This is a genomic window from Pseudomonas sp. Marseille-P9899 (assembly GCF_903166565.1).
In the GTDB taxonomy this organism is placed as follows: Bacteria; Pseudomonadota; Gammaproteobacteria; order Pseudomonadales; family Pseudomonadaceae; genus Aquipseudomonas; species Aquipseudomonas huaxiensis.
The window spans coordinates 836,548-859,219 of the sequence record NZ_CAESCG010000001.1; the positions used below are offsets into that span (position 1 = coordinate 836,548).

The following is a 22,672-nucleotide window of genomic DNA, read 5'->3' on the forward strand; positions in this document are numbered from 1 at the left end:
GCATTCAATTTGTGGGGGTATTAAGAAGTTCAACAAATGAGATTGATTCTTGATTGCTGGGCGCTCTTTCTCCGCAATAGCGCCGCCACGTTTTCAGGCGCGGTGACCCAGCAACGCCACACCCTTGATTTGCGCCCATAACTGCTGACCTTCGTGCAGCCCCAACTGATCGCTGGAAAACCGCGTGACCCGCGCCAGCAGCGGATGGCCTGCAGCATCCAGGCTGACCAGTACCTGCGCCGGGTTGCCGAGGTGGCTGAGGGCGCGAAGGGTCACCGGCAGGCGGTTGATGATGCTCGATTGGGTGTCTTCGGCGAGGCTCAGGCTGATGTCGCGCGCCTGGACCTTGATCCGCAATGAAGACCCCGGCGGCAGCGGCGCGTGCGGGATGCGCAGGCGCAGTTGGCTGTCGGGCAGGTGCAGGTCGAGGAGTTGGTAGGCGGCGTCGTAGGCGCCGGTACGACCTTCGATGATTACGCCGGCGTCCTCATCCTGCGCCAGCGGCAGGTCGAAGCGGGCGAGGGTCTGGTTGATCGGCCCGCTGGCCAGGACCTTGCCCTGTTCCAGCAGCACCAGATGATCGGCGAGGCGGGCGACTTCTTCCTGGGCATGGCTGACGTAGATCAGCGGAATCTGCAGCTCGTCATGCAGGCGCTCCAGGTACGGCAGGATCTCGCGCTTGCGCGGGGCATCGAGCGCCGCCAGCGGTTCGTCCATCAGCAACAGCCGCGGGCTGGTGAGCAACGCCCGGGCGATGCCGACACGCTGGCGCTCGCCGCCGGAGAGGGTGTCGGGCTTGCGCGCCAGCAAGTGGTCGATGCCCAGCAGTTCGCAGGCCTGTTGCAGGCTGATCCGCCGCGTGGCCGGGTCGATGCGGCGCCAGCCGAACTCCAGGTTGTCGCGCACCGAAAGGTGGCTGAACAGGCTCGCTTCCTGGAACACATAGCCGATCGGGCGTTGGTGCGGTGGGACAAAGACGTTGTTGCGGGAGTCTTGCCAGACCGTGCCGCCGACCTCGATGTAGGCATCTTCCGCACGCTCCAGCCCGGCCAGGCAACGCAGGCAGGTGGTCTTGCCGGAGCCGGAGGCGCCGAACAGCGCGCTGACGCCCTGGCCTGGCAGGCTGAGGTCGACATCCAGGGTGAAGTCGTCGCGGGCCACTTTCAGCCGGGCTTGGATCATTGCAACCATCATTCAGCTCCAGGCCGATTTGCCGCCGCGGCTGCCATACAGCGCCAACAGCACCAGAAACGAGAACACCAACATGGCCCCCGCCAGCCAATGGGCCTGGGCGTACTCCATGGCTTCGACGTGGTCGTAGATCTGTACCGAGACCACACGGGTCTTGTCGGGAATGTTGCCGCCAATCATCAGCACCACGCCGAATTCGCCGACGGTATGGGCGAAGCCGAGGATGCTGGCAGTGATGAAGCCGGGCTTGGCCAGCGGCAGCACCACGCTGAAAAATGTGTCCCACGGACTGGCGCGCAGGGTCGCGGCCACTTCCAGCGGACGGTCGCCGATGGCGGTGAAGGCGTTCTGCAACGGCTGCACCACAAAGGGCATGGAATAGACCACCGAGCCGATCACCAGCCCGGTGAAACTGAAGACGACCGTGCCCAGGCCCAGGGCCTCGGTGGTCTGGCCGACCAGCCCGTGAGGGCCGAGGGTCAGCAGCAGGTAGAAACCGATCACCGTCGGCGGCAGCACCAGCGGCAATGCCACCACCGCACCCACCGGGCCACGCAGCCAGGAGCGGGTGCGGGCCAGCCACCAGGCGATCGGCGTACCGATCAGCAGCAGGATCAGGGTCGTCAACGACGCCAGCTTGAGCGTCAGCCAGATTGCGCCGAGGTCGCTGGCGTCCAGTGGCATCAGAGTTCGTAACCGTAGGATTTGATGACCGCAGCGGCTTTCGGACCTTTCAGGTAATCAACCAGTGCCTTGGCGGCCGGGTTGTCCTTGCCTTTCTCGAGGATCACCGCGTCCTGGCGGATCGGGTCATGCAGTTCGGACGGAACGATCCAGGCCGAACCGTTGGTGACCTTGCCGTCCTGGTAGATCTGCGACAGCGCGACGAAGCCCAGCTCGGCGTTGCCGGTGGAAACGAACTGGAACGCCTGGGTGATGTTCTGGCCTTCGACGATCTTGGCCTTGGTGGCTTCGGTCAGTTTCAGCTTGTCCAGCACCTGGGTGGCGGCCAGGCCGTAAGGCGCGGCTTTCGGGTTGGCGATGGAGAGGTGCTTGAACTGGTTGGCCTTGAGCACGGCGCCTTTGTCATCGACATAGCCTTCCTTGGCCGACCACAGCGCCAGGGTGCCTACCGCGTAGGTGAAGCGCGAGCCCTTGACGGTGGCGCCTTCGCTTTCCAGCTTGGCCGGGGTGCTGTCGTCAGCGGCGAGGAAGACTTCGAACGGCGCGCCGTTCTTGATCTGCGCGTAGAACTGTCCGGTAGCGCCGTAGGCGGCAACCAGTTTGTGGCCGGTGTCTTTTTCGAAGTCCTTGGCAATGGCCTGGATTGGCGCGGTGAAGTTCGCCGCGACGGCGACCTGGACGTCATCGGCCCAGGCGCTGTTGAGGGTCATGAAGGCGAACAAAGTAGTCAGGGCAAGACGAGGTGCACACTTACGCATGAAACAGCTCCGTGGGTGAGTAAAGGCCAATCGCTATATAGGCGAATATATAGCGATTGTCTTGTATACGGAAAGTCCTGTTTTTAGCGACCAATCAATGCGAGAGCTTCGTCCGCCAGTTTGCGGGTCAATTGTTCGGCGGGCAGTTCGACGCCAAGACGCAGCGCCTGACCGGACCAGAGGTTGCTGAAGTCGCTGTTGCCTTGCGGCTCACTGATCGCGCGAATCGGCGCCAGTGCGCCGCCGGCGAGGGGGAAGGCGGGGGCGAGGGCGCTGATCGGGCCCAGTTCGCGCATGATCCGCGTGCTGATGCCGCGGGCCGGGCGGCCGGTAAACAGGTTGGTCAGCGCCGTGTCGCTTTCCTGCGCGGTGTGCAGCGCGCGGCGGTGGGCCGGGGAAATCTTTGCCTCGGGGCAGAACAGGTACGCAGTGCCCAGTTGCACCGCCGAGGCGCCCAGGGTGAACGCCGCAGCGATCCCGCGGGCATCACCGATGCCGCCGGCGGCGATCACCGGCAGGCGCACCGCATCGGCAATCTGCGGGACGAGGGCCAGGGTGCCGACCTGGCTGTTCAGGTCATCGCTGAGAAACATCCCGCGATGGCCGCCGGCCTCGAAGCCCATGGCGATGATCGCGTCGCAGCCGTGTTGCTCCAGCCACAGTGCCTCGGCGACGGTGGTGGCGCTGGACAGCACCTTGGCGCCGATGGCCTTGACCCGCGCCAGCAGGCGCGGCTCAGGCAGACCGAAGTGAAAACTGACCACTGCGGGCTTGAACTGCTCGACCAGGGCGCAGGCGGCCTCGTCGAAGGGCGCGCGGCTGGAGACCGGCGTCGGCGCAGTGAAATCAGCGCCGACTTCGTCGTAGTAAGGCTTGAGCGCCTGTTTCCAGCGCTCGGCCTTTTCGGCATCGGCTTGCGGCGGGGTGTGGCAGAAGAAGTTCACATTGATCGGACCCCGGCTGGCCTGGCTGAACGCCTCCAGCTCCTGGCGGATCTGCTCGGCGCTGAGCATGGCGCACGGCAGGGCACCCAGACCGCCGGCATTGCTCACGGCAATCGCCATGGCCGAGCCGGTGGCGCCGGCCATGGGCGCTTGCAGGATCGGCAGTTCGATGCCGAGCAGATCAACAATGCGGCGGTCCGGCCATTGGCTCATCGTCTGTGTTCTCCTTGCTGCGTTCGGCGGGTATCAGAGTGCCTTGCTGACCTGGATCTCGGTGATCTTGTCGGCGTCGTCGCCGTGGATCTTCCGCAGCGCTTCCAGCGCCTGCTCCTGCGAGTTGTCCGGCAAAAGGGCGAAGTCCCAGCGGCGTTCGCCGTCGAGCTTGTACTTGATGACGTACTTGATGGTTGTGGTCATGGGGCTTATCTCAGTTGCGACGACGAGCGACGAATGAATTTGATCTTGTAGCTGAACGTCGGTTTGCGCGTAACCGAAATGGCCCGAGGCGTGACGGTATCGAGGGTGATATTCCAGAAACCGGTGCTCGGTACCGTGATCTTCGCCGGGAATTGGTCGAAGGCGCCGCCGTGATAGGTGTGTCGTCCGCCATTCTTGAAACTGCGGAAGTTGGCGTCGTTCATCAGGCGGATATTGCAGCGCTGGGAACATTCGATGACGACAATATCGTCTTCATTCAGGTGTTCGCGCTGGTGTACGAATTTCATGTTACGGCTCCGCAAGGGGATATTTCGACAGGGCGAAACGATAACAGATGTCGGCCGAATGTAGGACTTCATCACAGTCCTGATGAGAAAACTGTCAATGCAGGGAGCAAAACGGCCTAATAGCGGTCGAAGTATTTTTATTTGGGAGATGGGATTCAATGAAATGGTTTGTACCTGCCTTGGCGTTGACGCTGACCGGATGCGCCAGTGTGGCCGAGTTGGAACAGAGCCCTGAAACCCTGGATGTGATTTCCGGCAAGTCGCCGGAGCAATATCTGCTGTGCGTACAGGAAAAACTCAAGGACAGCCGCGGTCCGCTGCAAGTGACCCGCAACAAGAACTCGATTCTGGTCATCGTGCCGCAGAAATTGTCCGACGCGCCTGCGGCGGTGCTGAATATCAGCGAACGCTCCAGCGGCAGCAGCATCAAGCTGCACGAACGCTTGAACAACTTCCCCCTGCGTCTTTCCGACGTGAAGAACGCGGCAACACGCTGCATTTCTGGCTGAATTCCCCCCGACTATCCGTGATTCAGCGGGTAGTTTCTGCCTCCGCTGATTAATCGATTCACTGATCTTAATGCTCCTTTTCGGTGCATTTCGCCGTTGTAGTGGCGAAAGGATAGTCCTACTATCCATAGGCTTATATTTTTTAAGTCTAAGCATATAACCAGAAGATGGAGCTCCGTGATGATTCCACTGGATCGAATCCTGATCAGTAGCCTGTTGTTGTTTTCCCTCCCGGCAGCCCATGCCGACCAAGGCCAGAAAGTCTTTACCCAAGGCGGCCAGAACCCCGCCGCCATGGCCTGCCTGGGCTGTCACGGCCCGGATGGCCTGGGCATGGCGGCCGCCGGTTTTCCACGATTGGCGGGCTTGCCCGCCGGTTACCTGAGCAAGCAGTTGCAGGACTTCCGCGACGGCACCCGCAAAAACCCGATCATGGAACCGCTGGCCAAGGCCCTCGCCGACGACGAAATCGCCGCGGTGAGTAAGTCCCTGGCGGCCATGCCGGCACCCGCGACCCCGGAGGTGCGCCGTCAGCAGATGGCCAGCAGCCCGGTGGAGCAATTGGCCTTGTACGGCGACTGGGACCGGCAGATTCCCGGTTGCGTGCAATGCCACGGTCCGGGTGGGGTGGGTGTGGGCGAGCACTTCCCGCCGCTGTCACACCAGCCGGCGGCTTACCTGACGGCGCAACTGAACGCCTGGCGCGATGGCAGCCGACACAACGATCCCAACCAGTTGATGGTCGGCGTGGCCAAAGTCATGACCGATGAAGAGATCAAGGCCATTGCCGACTATTTCGCCGGCGGACAGGGGGTCAAGCCATGAAAGCATTCATTTTTTCCGCACTGGCCCTCTCGCTGGGTTCGGCTCATGCCGCGCAGGTTGCCATGGAAGACCAGTCGCAACTGAAAGTGCCGGCGGCAAGCAAGACGCCGTTCTTCGTTCCTCCCGCACAAAGCGAATTGCCTGACAACGCTTTCGGCAAGATGGTCCGCGACGGGTACGCGCTGTTCGTCGATACCAAGCGCCTGGCCCCGGACTACGTCGGCAACGGCATGAAGTGCAGCAACTGCCACCTGGATCAGGGCCGCATGGCGCACTCGGCGCCGTTGTGGGGCGCGTACCCGATGTACCCGGCCTATCGCAAGAAAAACGACAAGGTCAACACCTACGCCGAGCGTATCCAGGGCTGCTTCCAGTTCAGCATGAACGGCAAGGCGCCCGCGGCTGACAGCAAGGAGATCACCGCGTTGTCGGTGTATTCGTACTGGCTGTCGACCAAGGCGCCGATCGGTGTCGAGCCTCCTGGCCGCGGCTACCCGGATGTGGCGCAGCCGGCCCAGGGCTACGACATCGCCCGTGGCGAGAAGCTCTACAAGGAGCAATGTTCCATTTGCCACGGCGGGCAGGGTGAGGGGCAGAAAATCGCCAATGACTACGTGATGCCGCCCTTGTGGGGAAAAGACTCCTACAATTGGGGCGCAGGTATGCACCGGATCAATACGGCGGCATCTTTCATCAAGTACAACATGCCGCTGGGCAAGCCGGGCAGCCTGAGCGATCAGCAGGCCTGGGACGTGGCGGCCTACATCAACAAGCATGAACGCCCGCAGGACCCGCGTCTGGTCGAGGGTTCGGTGGAGAAAACCCGGCTGAAGTTCCATGCCAACGATGGCGTCAACCTCTACGGCCAGACCGTCGAGGGCGTGCTGATCGGGCAGGGCACCGGGAAGTGACCGACGCGACCGCCGAGGCGGTCGCACAATGATGGCCAGGGCGCCGCTTCCGACACTGGAAGCGGCGTCTTTCTGTCAGCGTCAGGCGCCGGATTACAGGCGTCGGAGCAATATTTGCAGCGTGCGGGAACTATCTCCCGCCGGTTTTCTCTATGATGGCAACGGTTGCCGTCGGGTGGGGCATTGTAAGGTGCTCGCCGCCTGATTAGACTGCGCCGAATTTCGCACGCACAGCCCTTCGTTAAGGACTTATATGATCAAGAAATGCTTGTTCCCGGCAGCCGGCTACGGCACTCGCTTCCTGCCAGCCACCAAAGCCATGCCTAAGGAAATGCTGCCGGTGGTAAACAAGCCACTGATCCAGTACGGCGTCGAGGAAGCCCTCGAAGCCGGCCTGACTGAAATCTCCATCGTTACCGGCCGTGGCAAGCGCGCCCTGGAAGACCACTTCGACATCAGCTACGAGCTGGAAAACCAGATCAAGGGCACCGACAAGGAAAAATACCTGGTCGGCATCCGTCGTCTGCTGGACGAGTGCTCCTTCTCCTACACCCGTCAGACCGAAATGAAAGGCCTGGGCCACGCCATCTTGACCGGCCGCCCGCTGATCGGTGATGAGCCGTTCGCCGTGGTCCTGGCGGACGACCTGTGCGTCAACCTCGACAACGATGGCGTGCTGACCCAGATGGTCAAGCTGTACAAGCAGTTCCGCTGCTCGATCGTCGCCATCCAGGAAGTCGATCCGCAGGAAACCCACAAGTACGGCGTGATCGCCGGCGAAATGATCCGCGACGACATCTACCGTGTGCACAGCATGGTCGAGAAGCCGAAGCCGGAAGACGCGCCGTCGAACCTGGCGATCATTGGTCGCTACATCCTGACCCCGGACATCTTCGACCTGATCGAACAGACCGAGCCAGGCAAGGGCGGTGAAATCCAGATCACCGACGCACTGATGAAGCAGGCGCAGAACGGCTGCGTCATGGCCTACAAATTCAAAGGCCGTCGTTTCGACTGCGGTGGCGCTGAAGGCTACATCGACGCGACCAACTTCTGCTTCGAGAACTTCTACAAGACTGGCAAAGCCTACTGATCCGGTAGCGTTTGCCTGTACGAAAAAAGCCACCTTCGGGTGGCTTTTTTGTTTATGGCCACCGCCGGCGTTATGCTGGCGAACTGCCGAGGAGACTGATATGGCCTACGATTTTGATCTGTTTGTGATTGGCGCCGGTTCCGGCGGTGTGCGGGCCTCGCGTTTTGCCGCGGGCTACGGGGCGAAAGTGGCGGTTGCTGAAAGCCGTTATCTGGGCGGGACCTGCGTCAACGTCGGCTGCGTGCCGAAAAAACTGCTGGTGTACGGCGCGCACTTCGCCGACGACTTCGAGCAGGCCTCGGGCTTTGGCTGGTCGCTGGAAGACGCGCAGTTCGACTGGTCGCAACTGATCGCCAACAAGAACCGCGAGATCGCGCGGCTCAACGGCATCTACCGCAACCTGCTGGTCAACAGCGGCGTGACCCTGCTCGAAGGCCATGCGCGGATCACCGGGCCGCATGAAGTGGAAGTCGAAGGCAAGCGCTACAGCGCCGGCCACATCCTCATCGCCACCGGTGGCTGGCCGCAGGTGCCGGACATCCCGGGCCGCGAACTGGCAATCAGTTCCAACGAAGCCTTCTTCCTCAAGGACCTGCCCAAGCGCGTGCTGGTGGTGGGCGGTGGTTATATCGCCGTCGAGTTCGCCGGCATATTCCAGGGCCTCGGCGCCGACACCACCTTGCTGTACCGCGGCGACCTGTTCCTGCGCGGTTTCGACGGCTCCGTGCGCACCCACCTCAAGGAAGAACTGGAGAAGCGCGGCCTCGACCTGCAGTTCAACGCCGACATCCAGCGCATCGACCAGCAGCCGGACGGCAGCCTCAAGGCGACCCTCAAGGACGGCCGCGAGCTGATCACCGACTGTGTGTTCTACGCCACTGGCCGCCGGCCGATGCTGGACAACCTCGGCCTGGAAAACACCGAGGTGCAACTGGACGAGCGCGGCTTCGTGCGGGTCAACGATGAGTTCCAGACCGACGAATCGTCGATCCTGGCCATTGGTGACGTGATCGGCCGTGTGCAGTTGACCCCGGTTGCGCTGGCCGAAGGCATGGCGGTGGCGCGGCGGCTGTTCAAACCGGAGGAGTACCGCCCGGTAGATTACCGCAACATCCCGACCGCCGTGTTCAGCCAGCCGCCGATCGGCACCGTCGGCCTGACCGAGGAGCAGGCGCTGGAAGCCGGGCATCAGGTGAAGATCTTCGAAAGCCGTTTCCGGCCGATGAAGCTGACCCTGACCGACGTGCAAGAAAAGACCCTGATGAAACTGGTGGTCGATGCCGACACCGACCGCGTGCTGGGTTGCCATATGGTCGGGCCGGAGGCCGGCGAGATCGTCCAGGGCCTAGGCATCGCCCTCAAGGCCGGGGCGACCAAGCAGCAGTTCGACGACACCATCGGCGTGCACCCGACGGCGGCGGAAGAGTTCGTGACGATGCGGACGGTGACGCGCTAAGGCGCCCCGACAAGCTCGCTCTTACAGAGGCGTGTAGTTCAATGCAACGCCGACCTGTAGGAGCGAGCTTGCTCGCGATGAACCAATCCCTTCTATTAATACCTACCTGTTATAGCCAAAACCAATCGCCAGCATGACTTTTGCCAATGAGCATTAATCGGGTCTATTGGCTAGGATCTCCTCCATCAAGTTTTTACAAACCCTGAAGGAGAAACATCCGATGCCTATCATCAACAGCCAGGTTAAACCGTTCAACGCAACTGCTTACCACAACGGCAACTTCGTTCAGGTCTCCGAAGCCGACCTGAAAGGCAAATGGTCCGTAGTGTTCTTCTACCCAGCCGACTTCACCTTCGTCTGCCCAACCGAGCTGGGTGACCTGGCCGACAACTACGCCGAGTTCCAGAAACTGGGCGTCGAGATCTACGGCGTGTCCACCGACACCCACTTCACCCACAAAGCCTGGCACGACACTTCGGACACCATCAGCAAGATCCAGTACCCGCTGATTGGTGACCCGACCCACGTCATCTCGCGCAACTTCGACGTGCTGATCGAAGAAGCTGGTCTGGCTGACCGTGGCACCTTCGTGATCAACCCTGAAGGCCAAATCAAGATCGTCGAACTGAACGACGGTGGTGTAGGCCGTGACGCCAGCGAGCTGCTGCGCAAGGTCAAGGCTGCCCAGTACGTCGCCGCTCACCCAGGCGAAGTCTGCCCGGCCAAGTGGAAAGAAGGCGAAGCTACCCTGGCGCCATCGCTGGACCTGGTCGGCAAGATCTAAGACCGTGAAAAAGCCGAGGGCGGTCCTCCGTACCTAGTCGCTGTACCGCCCCGCAAAACGCCCGGGCGCTTTCGCCCGGGCGTTGTTATTTCTACCGTTTGAAAAGGAATCGCCCGTATGTTGGACGCCACGCTTAAAACTCAGTTGAAAACCTACCTGGAACGGGTCACTCAGCCGATCGAGATCGTCGCCTCCCTCGATGACGGCGCGAAATCCCGCGAACTCCACGACCTGCTGCGGGAAATCGCCGGCCTGTCGAACCTCATTACCCTGCGCGAGGACGGCACCGACGCCCGTCGCCCATCGTTCTCGCTCAATCGCCCGGATGGTCAGATCAGCCTGCGCTTCGCTGGCATCCCCATGGGCCACGAATTCACCTCGCTGGTGCTGGCGCTGCTGCAAGTCGGCGGTCACCCCTCCAAGGCCAGCGCCGAGCTGATCGAACAGATCGCCGGGCTGGAAGGTGAATTCAATTTCGAAACCTACTTCTCGCTGTCGTGCCAGAACTGCCCGGACGTGGTCCAGGCGCTGAACCTGATGGCGGTGCTCAACCCCAACGTGCGCCACGTGGCTATCGACGGCGCGCTGTTCCAGGCGGAAGTCGAGTCGCGTCAGGTCATGGCGGTACCGAGCGTGTACCTCAATGGCGAAGTGTTCGGCCAGGGCCGCATGGGCCTGGAAGAGATCGTCGCCAAGCTCGACACCGGCTCCGATGCGCGCCAGGCCGAGAAGCTCAATGCCAAGGACGCCTTTGACGTGCTGGTGATCGGCGGTGGTCCGGCCGGTGCTGCGGCAGCGATCTACGCTGCCCGTAAAGGCATCCGCACCGGCGTTGCGGCCGAGCGATTCGGCGGCCAGGTGCTGGACACCATGGCCATCGAGAACTTCATCTCGGTGCAGGAAACCGAAGGGCCGAAACTGGCCACGGCGCTGGAAGAACACGTCAAGCAGTACGACGTCGACATCATGAACCTGCAGCGCGCCGACGCCCTGGTGCCGGCCACCGATGGCGGCCTGCACGAAGTGCGCATGGCCAGCGGCGCGACGCTGAAAGCCAAGACCGTGATCCTCGCCACCGGCGCCCGCTGGCGCGAAATGAACGTGCCGGGCGAGAAGGAATACCGCAGCCGTGGCGTGGCCTACTGCCCGCACTGCGATGGTCCGCTGTTCAAGGGCAAGCGTGTGGCGGTGATCGGCGGGGGCAACTCCGGCGTGGAAGCGGCCATCGACCTGGCGGGGATCGTCGCTCAGGTAACCCTGATCGAGTTCGACAGCCACTTGCGTGCCGATGCCGTGTTGCAACGCAAGCTGCACAGCCTGCCGAACGTCAAGGTGATCACCAGTGCGCTGACCACCGAGGTGTTGGGTGATGGCCAGAAGGTCAACGGCCTGCGCTACAAGGACCGCACCACCGACGCTGTGCATGACCTGGCGCTGGAAGGGATCTTCGTGCAGATCGGCCTGCTGCCGAATACTGACTGGCTCAAAGGCACGGTCGAACTGACCCCGCGCGGCGAGATCATCGTCGATGCCCGTGGCCAGACCAACCTGCCGGGCGTGTTTGCCGCAGGTGACGTGACCACTGTGCCGTACAAGCAGATCGTGATTGCGGTGGGTGAGGGGGCCAAGGCGTCGCTGGCGGCGTTCGATCACCTGATCCGCACTTCGGCGCCGGCCTGACCAGGGCCGCTTTGGGGCCCTTCGCGAGCAAGCTCGCTCCTACAGGTAACCTGTAGGAGCGAGCTTGCTCGCGATGGCCCGGGAAGTGTTATGCCAGATTCAAAACCCGCGCCGCATTCCGGTAGAAGAACTTCTCCACCACCTCATCCTTGAACCCCAGCTTCTGCGCATCCTCGATGCTCTGCGCGATTGGCCGGAAGGTGTACGAAGACCCGAACAGCAACTGATCGGCCAAAAAGCCGTTGGCCGCCTGCACATACGCCTCGCTGCCGGCCTGGAACAGGTACATGTCCGGCAGCAGGTGGATGTTGTCGTAGCGGAACGCCACGCCGATCGCCTGTTGCACGTTCGGCCAGTAGCCATGGCTGGCCACGATCTTCAGCTCGGGAAACGCCCGGGCCACCGCGGCCAGGCGACCGGGGTCGTTGTAGGCCGGGTCCGGGGTGGTCGGGCCGCTCATGATGAACAGCGGCACGCCGCGCTTTTGCAGGTGTTCGTAGATCGGCCAGTACAGCGGATCGTCCGCGTGTCGCGCCGGCTCGGCGAAGCCCGGCTCAAGATCGATGGCGAGCAGGCCAAGGACGTCGATGGCGCGGTCGATCTCGGCAATTGCGCCTTCGATTTCCTGCAGTACCGGCTCCACCGCACCCACGCCGATCAGTTCGGCGTGGCCGTTCACCACGCTGTGGATCAGGTCGTTGGACAGGTGCTGGGACGGCGTGTGCCGACCCACCACCGCAGCCTTGTACAGCCCGGCCTCGCGCACCTCGCCGAGGAAACCTTCCTGGGACAGTGAGCGCTCGAAGTGGTTGTCCGCGCCACGGGTGCCGACGCGGCGGTTCAGCCAGCGTGCGGTGTCGTGCTCGGGCGAGCCCGGCACGCCGCCGAAGAACGGATGCAGATACGCCGGACGGCAGCGCAGGTCGATGATCTTCATGCCGCCTGCTCCTTGCCTTTGCCGGCACGGATATCGAATGCGCCGCCGGTGAAGGCGCCGTCCACGGTGACCTTGCCCTTGCCCGGCAGCAACGGGAACACCAGCTCGGCGAAGCGGTAGGCTTCTTCCAGGTGCGGGTAGCCGGAGAGCACGAAGCTGTCGACGCCCAGGTCGGCGTATTCCAGCAGGCGCGCGGCAACGGTTTCCGGGTCGCCCACCAGCGCCGTGCCAGCACCGCCACGCACCAGGCCAACGCCGGCCCACAGGTTCGGCGCCACTTCCAGTTTGTTGCGGTCGCCGCCGTGCAGGGCGGCCATGCGCCGCTGGCCTTCGGAGTCCATCTTGGCGTAGTTGGCCTGCGCCGCAGCGATGGTGTCTTCGTCCAGGTGGCTGATCAGTTCGTCGGCGGCGGCCCAGGCGGCTTCGTTGGTTTCGCGCACGATGACGTGCAGGCGCACACCGAAGCGCACGGTGCGGCCATGTTTGGCGGCGCGGGCGCGGACATCGGCGATCTTCTCGGCCACCGCGGCCGGCGGCTCGCCCCAGGTCAGGTAGGCGTCGACATGCTTGGCCGCCAGTTCATGCGCCGCCGGCGACGAGCCGCCGAAGTACAGCGGCGGGTAGGGTTTCTGCACGGGCGGGAAGAAGTTCTGTGCGCCTTCCACCTTGAGGTGCTTGCCTTCGAAATCGACGTTCTCGCCTTCCAGCAGGCGGCGCCAGATGGTCAGGAATTCGTCCGAGGCTTCGTAGCGTTCGTCGTGCTTGAGGAACACGCCATCGGCGGCCAGTTCGGTGGCATCACCGCCGGGCACCACGTTGAGCAGCAGGCGGCCGTTGCTGGCCTGGTCCAGGCTCGCGGCCTGGCGCGCCGAGGCGGTGGGATTGCCCAGTGAAGTGCGCAGGGCCACCAGCAGTTTGATCCGCTGGGTCACCGGCACCAGGCTGGCGGCGGTGACCCACGGGTCCAGGCAACTGGCGCCGGTGGGAATCAGCAGGCCGTCGTAGCCGAGCTGGTCGGCGGCCACGGCGATCTGGCGCATGTAGGCATTGGTCGCCGGCCGGCCACTGGCCGAGTGACCGAGGTAGCGGGTGTCGCCGGAAGTCGGCAGGAACCAGAAAATATCGAGACTCATCAAATTGTCCTCATTGCCATCGTTGATTGAGAGGCACGCGTGGCAGCGGTGTTTCTAGGAATTCAGATCGACAGATTGATCACCCGGCCATCGAAACCGCCCGGAGCGGCACGACGCTTGTTCACCACCAGTTCGCCGATGCGGATCAGGTGGGTGCGGGTGATGTTGCGCGACAGGCCCAGCAGTTGCGCGGTGTGGACCTGGTTGTAGTGACAGAAGCGGTAGGCCGCGCGCAGCAGGGCGTCCTCGACTTTTTCATGCAGCCCTTCACCCTGTTCCTCGAACAGCCGCAGCAGCGCCCGTTGCAGCAGTTCATCGGCGCTTTCTTCACGCGGACGGTTGCTGGCCTCGCGCTCGATGCGCAGGTTGGACAGGTGCAGGTCTTCGGCGCGGATCACCTTGTCGCGGCAGATCAGCAGGGTGTGGTGGATGACGTTTTCCAGCTCGCGGATATTCCCCGGCCAGTCGTAGCTGGCCAGGCGCTGGCGGGCTTCCTCGCTGAGGCTGACGTCGGCGTAGCCTAGGCGCCGGCTGTATTCGGCGATGAAGTGGCGGGCCAGCGGCAGGATGTCGCCGGGGCGGTCGCGCAGCGGGTGTAGTTGCAGGCTGACCACGTTGAGCCGGTAGTACAGGTCTTCGCGGAAATGCCCGGCGTTGATGGCCTTTTCCAGGTGCACGTTGGTCGCCGCCAGCACCCGCACATTGATCGGGATGCTTTTGCGCGAGCCCAGGCGTACCACTTCACGCTCCTGCAGGACCCGCAGCAGCTTGACCTGGATCGGCATCGGCAGGTCGCCGATCTCGTCGAGGAACAAGGTGCCGCCGTTGGCTTCCTCGAACCAGCCGGCCTTGGCCGCCAGGGCGCCGGTGAAGGCGCCTTTCTCGTGCCCGAACAGTTCGGCCTCCACCAGCGACTCGGAAAACGCGCCGCAGTTGACCGCCATGAACGGACCGTTGCGCCGCCCGCTGAGGTTGTGGATGTGCCGTGCCACCAGCTCCTTGCCGGTCCCGGTCTCACCGATGATCAGCACGCTGGCTTCGCTGGGCGCGACTTGTTGCAGGTGGGCGAGCAGCGCCTGCGAGTGCGGGTCTTCGAAGACCTGCGCGGTGGCGCGGATCGAGGTGGCCAGGGCCGGGGACGGGGGCAGGGTCAGCAGTTGCATGGACGGGCCTTATGAGTAGAAGGTCGGGGTAGGGCGCGTACCGTTCAGCGCCCACTCGCCCAGTTCGTGGATGCGGTAATCCAGCGGGTCGTGCAGGGTCTGGGTGCGCAGGTTGCGCCAGTGCCGGTCGAAACGTAGCGAGGCATGGGTGGCGCGGGCGCCGGTGACTTCGAACAGGCGGTTGCAAATATCCAGGCCATGGCGGGTGGCGGCGACCTTGGCGGTGCCGATAGCCAGTGCCAGTTGCGCGCGCTCTTCGGCGCCGAGGGCGTGTTCCTTGGCCCAGGCGCGGTCGAGCAGGTCGGCGGCGCGCTGAATCAGCAGACGAACGCTTTCCAGGCCGACCCAGAACTCGCCGTAATGGCGCAGTACGTGCGGGTCTTCGCTGCTGTGCCGGGCGGTGGACCGGAACCACGGACGGCTTTCGTTGAGGGTGTACTGGCGGGCTTCTTCGAAGGCGCCTTCGGTGATGCCGAGGAACATATTGGCGAAATGCAGTTGCGCAATCAGCGGCCGCAGGCAGGCGAACGGCGTGCTCAGCGGGCCCGGGTCAAGCAGCAGTTCGCTGTGTTCGACGCGCACGCGCTCGAAGGTGGCGCTGCCGCTGTCGGTCTGGCGCTGGCCGATGTTGTCCCAGTCGCCGTGCAGGGTGATGCCGGTACGGCCGCTGGGGATTGCGGCGATCAGCAGCTTGCCGCCGGCGCTTTCATCGACTGCCGAGGCGATCAACATTTCCGAGTCGCTGGCGCCGGAGCAGAAGCTCTTCTTGCCGGAGAACTCGCACCAGCCGTCGAAGCGCTTGACCACGGTGCGGGTGTCCAGCGGGTTGAGCGCGTTGCCCCAGAACCAGTCTTTGCGCGCGGTCAGTTCGAACCACGGTTCCCACTGCTCGGGGCGGGAGAACAGGCGCACGGTGGCGAGCATCAGATGCTGGAAACCGAAGACATGGGCGATGGAGCTGTCGACCCGGGCGAACTGGCGCACCACTTCGAAGGTTTCGCTCCAGGTGGCGCCAAGGCCGCCATATTGGGTCGGGATCACCAGGCCGAGCAGGCCGCTGGCGCGCAGCGCGTCACGTTCAGCCTTGGGCGTGCCGCCACGGGCATCGCGCTCGACGGCGGTCTCGGCGAATTGCGCGGCCAGCTCGCGGGCGATTTGCACAGGGGTTTGCAGGGTGTTGCGCGAAGGCAGGTTCATGGTCGACATCTGCCTCAGGCGATCTTGCGCAGGGCGCTGTCGGTGACCACGCCGGCCAGTGTCGCGGCGGCACGCTCAGCGGCCAGGGCGATACGCGCCTGCAGGGCCGGGCTGGTGATCTGGTAGTCGGTGAAATCGGCCTGGGCGGCGTACACGCCGATCGGCAGGGTCAGGGCCTGGAAGAAGCTGAACAGCGGGCGCAGTTGATGATCGATGACCAGCGCGTGGCGCTCGCTGCCGCCGGTGGCGGCCAGCAGCACCGGGGTGTCGATCAACGCGTCCTGGCCGATCAGGTCGAACAGGTGCTTGAACTGGCCCGGATACGAACCGCGATAGACCGGGGCGGCGACGATCAACAGGTCAGCCTTTTCGATGGCCAGCAACTGCGCTTCCACATCAGCCGGCAACTCGGCGCGGGACAGGGCGCCACCGACCGGACGGGCGATATCGCCCAGCTCGATGACCTGCACGTTGAAATCCAGATGCTGGCCGAGCGCGACGATCAGCGCCTCGGTCAAGACCAGGGTGCGGGAAGGGCGCCAGGCCCCACCGGAAACAGCGACGATGTTGAAAGCGGTGCTCATGATTCAGGTTCCTTGGCGGAGTGAGTTGCCTGGGTGGAGCAAGAGCCGTTCCAGTTTGTTTAATTCGTTGTAAATCAACGTGTTGGGTGATTTATTCGGCGACGACTGTGTTGCCTGGACGCCGCAAGTGTTGATCGGGTGTTGGTAGGCGAACAGTTGTCGGGTGAACACTGTTCGGGATGCGGGGGATTTTTAGAGTGGGATTCATATTCAGTCCAATTCTTAATAAAGATAAATTTATTCGAATTAGGAATATGCGACGCATTAGCCAATGGATGCGCGGGTGGCAAGGCGCAGCCGCTATCAAGACAGGGGTTTATCGCGCATCAAGAGCTAGGGAAATTTCCCACAAATGGGCTAAAGTCGACCCCACTCAACCTATCGGGAGAAAGGGATGTCGTGCCCCCAGGTCTGCTCTGGCGCCACGCTGCAATGCAGCTTCGGTGCCGCGCCATGCGTGCTGAATGTGCTGCCGGTCAATCGGGTGATGGCTGGCGGAATGCCGGCGGCGACGATCATGGACCATATCCCGCTGGTGAACATTGCCACCTTTGGCATGTGCATGAGCACGGCCAACCCGATGGTCATCGCCGCCACCGCCGCGGCCCTTGGCGTGTTGACGCCGATGCCGTGCATTCCCGCCACCGCCGCGCCATGGATCCCCGGCGGCGCGCCGACCGTGCTGCTGGGCAGCATGCCGGCGCTGGATGCCAACAGCATGTTGATGTGCAACTGGGCGGGGATGATCAAGATCGGGATGCCGGGTCAGGTGCAGATGTTGATTCCCTGAGGATTACGGTGTTCTCAGGATCGACATCGCGAGCAAGCTCGCTCCTACAATTGAGTTATCAACCGTTGGCATCTGTCGATCAATTCCACGTCGTACCGTAGGAGCGAGCTTGCTCGCGATCTCGACCCTGAATCACTCCTCCGCCCCATTCCTCCACCACCACTTCAGCCGCGATACCGGCTTGCCCTCCGCATTCAGCGGTCTGCCGTCTTCGGCATAGCGCTGCCCCGGATCGAGCAACTGGCCGTTGAGGTACTGCGCTTTCAACGCCAGCTTGCCGTTGGGATGAAAGCGCTGCAGCAGGCCTTCGCGGACGCCGTTGTTGTACAGCTCACGCTCGGCCACCGCGCCGTCCGGGAAGTAGGTGACCGCTTCGCCCTGCAACAGGCCCTTGCGGTAGGTGGCCGAGCGCAGCAGTTGCCCTTCGGTGGAGTAGAAGCTGGCAACGCCTTCGAGGCGATCGTTCTGGTAGGGCAGTTGCGCGGACAGCCGGCCATTGGGGTGAAACGTCTGGCTGAGGCCGTGCAACAGGCCGCCGGCGTAACTGAGGTTGGCCTGTGGCCGGCCATGTTCTTCGATGCGCAACGGGCCGTTGAGCGCCTGTTCGTGCAGGCGCCCGGTCAACTGCGCGTCGCCGCGCTGCAGGCGGAAGGCATCGCCCTTGGTCACGTTCGGGCCCTTCAATTGACCTTCACCAGGCCGCCCTTGATGGTCAGCATGCCGCCGCCATCCACGGTCTGTTCGGCGCCGCCCTTGTTGGTCAGGCTGATGCCGGCATCGTTGGTCATGGTGGTGCCGGCCTTGTTCTCCAGCGAGGTGCCGGCCTGGTTGGCGAACGAGGTGCCGGCCTTCTGCGCGATGGAGGTGCTGGCCTGCACGGCGAGGTCCGCACCGCTCTTGACGGTGAAGCTGGCGCCGCTCTGCAGGGTGATCTTGCCGGTCACCTTGATGGTCAGGTCGCCGTCGATGGTCAACGCGTAGTCGCCGGTAATCTTCTCGGTGAAGTTGCCACCGGTCTTGTGGGTCTGGTCGCCGCCGACGGTGACGGTGCGGGTGTCCTTGACGTCGAGGTTGTCACTGCCGGTCTGGATCTCGACGGTGCGCTTGCCCTTTTCCAGGGTGATGGTTTCGTCGCCTTCCTTGACCGTGCGGGTGCGGGCGTTCTGCACGGTCTGGGTTTCGTCGTGGCCGATGGTCACGGTAGTGTCGTTGAGGACGTTGGTGTTGAAGTCTTTCTGCGCCTGCAGGAAGACTTCCTCGGCGTCCTTCTTGTCTTCGAAGCGCAGGGCATTGAAGCCGCCGCCGCCCTTGGACGAGTTGGTCTTGATCCCCGACTGGGTCTGGTTGTCGGGCAGGGTCCAGGGCACCGAATTGTCGCCGTTGTAGACGCAGCCGCTGACCAGTGGCCGGTCGGGGTCGCCGTCGATGAAGGTGACGATCACTTCCTGGCCGACCCGCGGGACGAACTGCATGCCGAAGCTCTTGCCTGTCCAGGGCAGTACCACGCGGACCCAGCAGGAGCTGGTTTCGTTGTTCTTGCCGTCGCGGTCCCAAGGGAACTGGATCTTGATCCGGCCATATTCGTCGGTCCAGATTTCCTCGCCGGACTTGCCGACCACCGTGGCGGTCTGGGTGTGCATGCGCGGTTTTGGCGTGACCCGCTGCGGGCGGTAGGTGGTGGCCTTGGGGATCGCTTCGAAGCGGTTGCGGTAGCTGTCGTGGCTGACGTCGTGGGTCACCGAGGTGACCACCCAATCGATATTCAGGCTGGCGTCGTCATGGCCGCTGAGGGTGAAGTAATGACCGGGCACCAGCCAGCGGCAATCGCTGTCGCCGACAAAGCGTTTCTCCTGGGTGCGCAGGCCGTCGACGCGCTGCTTGGTCAGCGCATCGCCGCGGGACTTCTCGATGTAACCGCCGGGATGCTCGTACGCCGTGCGCGGCCCGGTCTTGGCCTCGGCCTTGCTGTACAGCGAGGTGGTCGGGGTGGTGAAGGCGTAGTCGCTGGCCGAATAGACCCCGGCCACCGCCTGCAGCACCAGTTGCCCGGAACGGATGCCATGCAGTTCGCGGCCGCCCATGGCCTGGCCGAGGTAGCTCACCGCCGCGCCGTTGGGCAGGGCCGGAAAGGCTTCGTTGTTGTCGGCCAGCACCAGGGTGTGAACGCCGTCTTCATGGGTGAAGAACCAGAAAATCCCTTCTTCTTCGAGCAGGCGGCAGACGAAGGCGAAGTCGCTTTCGCCGTATTGCACGCAGTATTCCCGCGGCGTGTAGCTGCCCGTAAGGGACAGCTTGTAGTCGCTGAAACCATGGGCGTCGAACAGGCTGGTGACGATGTCGGAGGTGGACAGGTTCTGGAACACCCGGTTGTTGCTCGCCAGGTTCAGCCACCACAGCCACGGTCGCAACACCACCTGATAGCGCTCGGCGCTGGCGTCGGCGGGCAACTGGTGAACCTCGGCGATCAGGCCGTCCAGCGGGCGCAGTTTGCTGTCGTTGTGCAGGGTGGCGGTGAGGTGGCTGGCGACCGCGTCGGTCAGGGTCAGAGCGCTGTCGGCGTACCCACGCAGCACCTGCAGCCCCAGGCCGTTGAGCATCTCACCGCCACTGAGCGACTCCGGGTAGAGGTCGCTGAGGGCACTGGCGGTGAGGGAAAGGCTGGTGTTGCTGTCGGTGGCGCGGGGCATCTAGGGTCTCGAACAATCAATGGCCTTGGCGGACTTTACAGGCTGGCGAGGGCGGAAGTCTTGCTCACTCCAGCGCCCATTCCGCGAGTTTTCCCGTGACCTGCTTCATCAGCACGTTTTCGATGTCCCGCGCGCCGGCGCCGCTGCACTGGGCGAGCACCGCCTTGACGATGCCGCGGTCGAAGTCGAACTGCTTGCCGGTGGCGGCCTTGTAGCGCTCGCGGAGTTTTTCCAGCTTGGCCAGGACGATGCCTTCCAGGGTCACCTCATCCAGCGGGTGATAGGGCACCACGGTCATGCGCGCAAGGAATGCCGGGCGGAACGCCTTGAGCAAGACCTTGTGCAGGCGCTCGTTGAACACTTCGCCGTCCAGCTCGGCCTTGGCCGTGTCGAGGATCAGCTCGGCGCCGACATTGCTGGTGGCGAGCATCACGGTGTTCTTGAAGTCGACGATCAGGCCGCTGCCGTCTTCCATCACGCCTTTGTCGAAGACGTTGTAGAAGGCTTCGAGCACGTCCGGGTGGGCCTTTTCGATTTCGTCCAGCAGCACCACTGAATAGGGTTTGCGCCGTACCGCTTCGGTGAGCACGCCGCCGCTGCCGTAGCCGACGTAGCCGGGCGGCGCGCCCTTGAGCTGGCTGACCGTGTGGGCTTCCTGGTACTCGGAGAGGTTGATGCTGATCAGGTTGCGCTCGCCGCCGTACAGCGCGTCGGCGAGGGCGTAGGCGGTCTCGGTCTTGCCGACGCCGGTCGGGCCGGGCAGGAGGAACACCCCCACCGGTTTCTGCGGGTCGGTCAGCCCGGCGCGGTAGGCCTGCAGGCGCTGGGCGATGGTGTCGAGGGCGGTTTTCTGGCCCATCACCCGCTGGCCCATGCGTTGGCCGAGGGTGCGCACGGCGTGGGCTTCGTCGGCGAGCATCTTGCCCACCGGAATGCCGGTCCAGCCGGCGATCACGGCGGCGACGATCTTCGAATCGACTTGCTCCGGCACCAGCGGATCGTCCTGGCGAATGGCGTCCAGCCCGGCTTCCAGGCGCAGCAACTCGGCGGCCAGGTGGTCGATGCGGCTGTCGGTCTCGGGGTCGCGCTTGGCGGCGTCGGCGTCGGCGCGTTCGCTCAGGGCCAGCAGTTCGCGGCGGGTGTCGAGCAGTTCGCGGACCGCTTCGCGCTCTTCGCTCCAGCGGGTTTCCAGCTCGCGCATGGCCTGCTGGTTGACCGTCAATTCGGACTCCAGGCGGGTGATACGTTCGCGGTGATCCTGGCCGGTGGCCTGTTCGCGGCGCAGGCGTTCGACTTCTTCGTTGAGGCTGTGCTGGCGATGGCGCAGGTTTTCCAGCGGCGGTGGCACGTCGTGCTGGCCGAGGGCGACGCGGGCGCAGGCGGTGTCGAGGATGCTGATCGCCTTGTCCGGCAGTTGTCGCCCGGAGATGTAGCGATGCGAGAGTTTGACCGCGTCCTGGATCGCGGCGTCGAGCACCAGCACGCCATGGTGCTGTTCCAGCTTGCTGGCGATGCCGCGCAGCATCTGTACGCAGGTGGCTTCGCTGGGTTCTTCGACCTGGACCAGTTGGAAACGGCGGGCCAGGGCCGGGTCTTTCTCGAAGTACTTCTTGTATTCCTGCCAGGTGGTGGCGGCCAGGGTGCGCAGTTCTCCACGGGCCAGGGCCGGTTTGAGCAGGTTGGCCGCGTCGCTGCCGCCTTCGGCGCCGCCGGCACCGATCAGGGTGTGGGCTTCGTCGATGAACATGATGGTCGGCATGGGCGCGTTGCGCACCGCTTCGATCACGCCTTTGAGGCGCTGTTCGAACTCGCCCTTGACCCCGGCGCCGGCCTGCAACAGGCCCAGGTCCAGCACCCGCAGGCAGACGTCCTGCAGGGCCGGGGGCACGTCACCGGCGGCGATGCGCAGGGCCAGGCCTTCCACCAGCGCGGTCTTGCCGACGCCGGGGGCGCCGACCAGGATCGGGTTGTTCTGGCGCCGCCGCAGGAGGATGTCGATGCATTGGCGGATCTCGCCTTCGCGGCCGATGATCGGGTCGATGCGCCCGGCCCGGGCGTCGGCGGTGAGGTCCTGGGTGTACTGCTCCAGCACCGGGTCTTCGGTGTTTTTCGCCGTGGCCTTGCCGCGTTGGGCCGGGGCATTGGCGGCGGGTTGTTCGCGGGAGGCGGCGGTCCATTCCTGGAACTTGCCGCGCAGGGTGTCCAGCGGGATGGCCAGCAGCGGCGCGGCGCTGTTGAGCAGCAGGCTGCGGTACTCCTCGCGCTCCAGCAGCACCAGCAGCAACAGCCCGGAGCGGATGCTCTGCTCCTCGCGCACGCCGGCTTGCAGCACGGCGTCCTTGAGCAGGTTGACGGTCTGCGCCGAAAGCGACGGCGTGCGGGTATTGCCGGACTTGAACAGCTCCAGGGCGCGATTGATCTGTTCGCCCAGGGCATCACGCTCGACCTTGAGCGGCGGCAGCAGGCAGGCCAGGTCACCGCCGGGGATTTCCAGCAACTCCAGCAGGAAATGTTCGATCTCGATGAAGTGGTGACCGCGTTGCAGGCAACGCTGCGCGGCCCGTTCCAGCGCATTGTGGGTGTCGCTGTTCAACCATCCGATCAGGCTGCCGAGTTCCATG

At 63.8% G+C, this 22,672-nt stretch carries 22 protein-coding genes; 8 read left to right on the forward strand and 14 right to left on the reverse strand.

Going from position 1 to position 22,672, the window contains the following annotated elements; translation table 11 throughout:
- Positions 1-93 precede the first annotated feature (93 nt).
- From modC to HWV67_RS03805, 6 genes are all read right to left on the reverse strand, one after another.
- A complete protein-coding gene (gene modC, locus HWV67_RS03780) occupies positions 94-1,191 on the reverse strand; it encodes a molybdenum ABC transporter ATP-binding protein (protein WP_175649989.1) in 1,098 nt (365 codons plus the stop codon).
- Positions 1,192-1,194: 3 nt separating this feature from the next.
- The gene (gene modB / locus HWV67_RS03785) at positions 1,195-1,875 is read right to left on the reverse strand and encodes a molybdate ABC transporter permease subunit (RefSeq protein ID WP_110970534.1); all 681 of its coding nucleotides are present in this window, start codon (positions 1,873-1,875) and stop codon (positions 1,195-1,197) included.
- Positions 1,875-2,633, reverse strand: a complete 759-nt coding sequence (gene modA / locus HWV67_RS03790; protein WP_175649990.1) for a molybdate ABC transporter substrate-binding protein — start codon at positions 2,631-2,633, stop codon at positions 1,875-1,877. Before modA ends, modB begins: the two co-directional genes overlap by 1 nt.
- A gap of 83 nt (positions 2,634-2,716) precedes the next feature.
- Entirely contained in the window at positions 2,717-3,790 is a 1,074-nt protein-coding gene (locus HWV67_RS03795) for an NAD(P)H-dependent flavin oxidoreductase (RefSeq protein WP_175649991.1), read from the reverse strand.
- 33 nt (positions 3,791-3,823) lie between these two features.
- The gene (locus HWV67_RS03800; RefSeq protein WP_175649992.1) at positions 3,824-3,994 is read right to left on the reverse strand and encodes a hypothetical protein; all 171 of its coding nucleotides are present in this window, start codon (positions 3,992-3,994) and stop codon (positions 3,824-3,826) included.
- A 5-nt stretch (positions 3,995-3,999) separates the two neighbouring features.
- A complete protein-coding gene (locus HWV67_RS03805) occupies positions 4,000-4,302 on the reverse strand; it encodes a DUF1883 domain-containing protein (RefSeq protein ID WP_110970531.1) in 303 nt (100 codons plus the stop codon).
- A gap of 158 nt (positions 4,303-4,460) precedes the next feature.
- Between HWV67_RS03805 and HWV67_RS03810 the strand changes: the two genes are divergently transcribed.
- The 7 genes from HWV67_RS03810 (at position 4,461) to ahpF (ending at position 11,560) form a co-directional block, all read left to right on the forward strand.
- The gene (locus tag HWV67_RS03810) at positions 4,461-4,811 is read left to right on the forward strand and encodes a hypothetical protein (protein ID WP_175649993.1); all 351 of its coding nucleotides are present in this window, start codon (positions 4,461-4,463) and stop codon (positions 4,809-4,811) included.
- 180 nt (positions 4,812-4,991) lie between these two features.
- Positions 4,992-5,636: a c-type cytochrome gene (locus HWV67_RS03815; protein ID WP_175649994.1), complete on the forward strand. Its 645-nt coding sequence runs from the start codon at positions 4,992-4,994 to the stop codon at positions 5,634-5,636.
- The gene (locus HWV67_RS03820; RefSeq protein WP_175649995.1) at positions 5,633-6,547 is read left to right on the forward strand and encodes a c-type cytochrome; all 915 of its coding nucleotides are present in this window, start codon (positions 5,633-5,635) and stop codon (positions 6,545-6,547) included. The genes HWV67_RS03815 and HWV67_RS03820 overlap by 4 nt, the downstream gene beginning before the upstream one ends.
- 253 nt (positions 6,548-6,800) lie before the next feature.
- The gene (gene galU / locus HWV67_RS03825; RefSeq protein WP_095153785.1) at positions 6,801-7,640 is read left to right on the forward strand and encodes a UTP--glucose-1-phosphate uridylyltransferase GalU; all 840 of its coding nucleotides are present in this window, start codon (positions 6,801-6,803) and stop codon (positions 7,638-7,640) included.
- Between the two features lie 100 nt (positions 7,641-7,740).
- Positions 7,741-9,096, forward strand: coding sequence for a glutathione-disulfide reductase (gene gorA, locus HWV67_RS03830; RefSeq protein ID WP_175649996.1), 1,356 nt, complete (start codon positions 7,741-7,743; stop codon positions 9,094-9,096).
- Between the two features lie 220 nt (positions 9,097-9,316).
- Positions 9,317-9,880 carry an alkyl hydroperoxide reductase subunit C gene (ahpC, locus tag HWV67_RS03835; RefSeq protein WP_095153783.1) on the forward strand — a complete coding sequence of 188 codons (564 nt, stop codon included), beginning with the start codon at positions 9,317-9,319 and terminating at the stop codon, positions 9,878-9,880.
- A gap of 117 nt (positions 9,881-9,997) precedes the next feature.
- Positions 9,998-11,560 (forward strand): alkyl hydroperoxide reductase subunit F, encoded by a 1,563-nt coding sequence (gene ahpF / locus HWV67_RS03840; RefSeq protein WP_175649997.1) that lies wholly within the window; start codon positions 9,998-10,000, stop codon positions 11,558-11,560.
- A gap of 88 nt (positions 11,561-11,648) precedes the next feature.
- On the opposite strand, the gene HWV67_RS03845 is transcribed toward ahpF, so the two are convergent.
- The 5 genes from HWV67_RS03845 to msuE all read right to left on the reverse strand — a co-directional run bounded on the left by HWV67_RS03845 (position 11,649) and on the right by msuE (position 16,574).
- Positions 11,649-12,497 (reverse strand): amidohydrolase family protein, encoded by an 849-nt coding sequence (locus HWV67_RS03845; RefSeq protein ID WP_175649998.1) that lies wholly within the window; start codon positions 12,495-12,497, stop codon positions 11,649-11,651.
- Positions 12,494-13,630: an FMNH2-dependent alkanesulfonate monooxygenase gene (gene ssuD / locus HWV67_RS03850; RefSeq protein WP_110970497.1), complete on the reverse strand. Its 1,137-nt coding sequence runs from the start codon at positions 13,628-13,630 to the stop codon at positions 12,494-12,496. Before ssuD ends, HWV67_RS03845 begins: the two co-directional genes overlap by 4 nt.
- A 62-nt stretch (positions 13,631-13,692) precedes the next feature.
- Complete coding sequence (locus HWV67_RS03855; protein WP_175649999.1) at positions 13,693-14,793, reverse strand: sigma-54 interaction domain-containing protein; 1,101 nt, start codon at positions 14,791-14,793, stop codon at positions 13,693-13,695.
- Positions 14,794-14,802: 9 nt separating this feature from the next.
- Positions 14,803-15,990, reverse strand: a complete 1,188-nt coding sequence (locus HWV67_RS03860; protein WP_175650000.1) for an acyl-CoA dehydrogenase family protein — start codon at positions 15,988-15,990, stop codon at positions 14,803-14,805.
- Between the two features lie 14 nt (positions 15,991-16,004).
- Positions 16,005-16,574, reverse strand: coding sequence for an FMN reductase (msuE, locus tag HWV67_RS03865; RefSeq protein ID WP_175650001.1), 570 nt, complete (start codon positions 16,572-16,574; stop codon positions 16,005-16,007).
- Between the two features lie 394 nt (positions 16,575-16,968).
- On the opposite strand from msuE, the gene HWV67_RS03870 reads away from it, so the two are divergent.
- Positions 16,969-17,364 (forward strand): DUF4280 domain-containing protein, encoded by a 396-nt coding sequence (locus tag HWV67_RS03870; protein WP_175650002.1) that lies wholly within the window; start codon positions 16,969-16,971, stop codon positions 17,362-17,364.
- Between the two features lie 132 nt (positions 17,365-17,496).
- On the opposite strand, the gene HWV67_RS03875 is transcribed toward HWV67_RS03870, so the two are convergent.
- From HWV67_RS03875 to tssH, 3 genes are all read right to left on the reverse strand, one after another.
- Positions 17,497-18,033, reverse strand: a complete 537-nt coding sequence (locus HWV67_RS03875) for a toxin-antitoxin system YwqK family antitoxin (RefSeq protein ID WP_175650003.1) — start codon at positions 18,031-18,033, stop codon at positions 17,497-17,499.
- An 11-nt stretch (positions 18,034-18,044) separates the two neighbouring features.
- The gene (gene tssI, locus HWV67_RS03880; RefSeq protein WP_175650004.1) at positions 18,045-20,051 is read right to left on the reverse strand and encodes a type VI secretion system Vgr family protein; all 2,007 of its coding nucleotides are present in this window, start codon (positions 20,049-20,051) and stop codon (positions 18,045-18,047) included.
- 64 nt (positions 20,052-20,115) lie between these two features.
- Positions 20,116-22,671 carry a type VI secretion system ATPase TssH gene (gene tssH / locus HWV67_RS03885; protein WP_175650005.1) on the reverse strand — a complete coding sequence of 852 codons (2,556 nt, stop codon included), beginning with the start codon at positions 22,669-22,671 and terminating at the stop codon, positions 20,116-20,118.
- Between the last annotated feature and the right edge of the window lies 1 nt (position 22,672).